The sequence below is a fragment of the Noviherbaspirillum humi genome, from assembly GCF_900188095.1.
Taxonomy (GTDB): Bacteria; Pseudomonadota; Gammaproteobacteria; order Burkholderiales; family Burkholderiaceae_D; genus Noviherbaspirillum; species Noviherbaspirillum humi.
This window is the reverse complement of record NZ_FZOT01000048.1, coordinates 1-1,315: the sequence shown is the minus strand read 5'-3', so window position 1 is coordinate 1,315 and position 1,315 is coordinate 1. Positions and strand designations below refer to the sequence as shown.

The following is a 1,315-nucleotide window of genomic DNA, read 5'->3' as shown; positions in this document are numbered from 1 at the left end:
CTCGCCGCGACCGATCTCACCATCGCCAGCGCAAGCCTTGACAACACCGGCGGCACCATTGCTGCCATCAACGGCGCGCTGCAAGTGGACACCCAGGGTAAGGCCCTGCGCAATGACGGCGGCAAGCTGCAAGCTGCCGGCGCTGTTCGCCTGCGCACAGGCGACCTCTCCGGCCAGGGCGGCCTGACCGCCGGCCAGGATATCGACATCAAAGCGGGAACGATCAATCACGATGGCGCGACCCTGGTGGCGGGCGGCGCCCTCAACCTGCAAAGCGGGGCGGTCTCCAATCGAGGCGGGCTGATTCAGTCCAACGGCAATGTCAGCATCGATACGCAGGGCCGGTCGCTGGTGAACAGCAACAGCGGCAATGCCGGCGGCATCATCGCCGGAGCCGCCCTGCAGCTTACCGCCGGCAGCATCGACAACCGCGCCGGCTTCATCGCCAGCCATGGCGATCTGACGCTCTCTGCCACCGGCGATCTGGATAACCGCGCTCAAGCCGGCGTCGCAGGCAATATCGCTTCCAACGGCAATGCATCAATCGCGGCGGCCACGGTGCTGAACCAGGGCGGCGCGATTCAGGTGAAGGGTAATGCGGGAATCAGCGCCGGCCTGCTTGACAACCGGGCCGGCGGCCTCGCTACCGGCGGCAAGCTGATATTAAACGCCGGCACGATCGACAACCGGGTTCAAGGCAGCATCGCCGGCACTATCGATGCAAGTGACATCCTGCTCGCCGGCGGCAGTATCGAAAACCAGGGTGGTGCGGTGCGCAGTGCCAATGATGCCACCCTGAGCGTGACCAGCCTCGCCAACCAGGGCGGCACGGTCAGCGCGGCGCAGAAGCTGGATATTACTGCTGCCAGCATCGACAACAACGGGGGCAGTCTGGTTGGCGATAAAGCAGTCACGGTTTCCACGGCCAGCAATCATCTCGGCGGCACCATCGCCTCCGCCAATGATGTCACCCTCAACATCAAGGGCGACTATGAAAACACCGGCTTGCTGTCGGCGCAGAAAAACCTCGCCATCAATGCCGGCAACCTCGTCAACACCGGCACCCTGACCTCCGGCCAGACGCTGACCGCCAATGCCACCAATCTCCACAACGCCGGCGAGATCAGCAGTAAGGCCGTCAACCTCAACGTCACCGGCACGCTCACCAATGCCGCCACCGGCCTCATCGACGGCATCGATACCACCATCAGCGCCCGCACCACCAACAACACCGGCCGCATCTACGGCGACGTGTTGGCAATCAGCGGCAACACCATCAACAACAGCGGTACCGGCACCATCGCCGCCCGCGACA

The 1,315-nt window shown here is 64.1% G+C and carries 1 protein-coding gene; it reads left to right on the top strand.

From position 1 onward, the window contains the following. Positions 1-1,315, top strand: a 1,315-nt coding sequence (locus tag CHB88_RS24045; protein WP_425436149.1) for a beta strand repeat-containing protein, incomplete at both ends; no start/stop codon positions are given.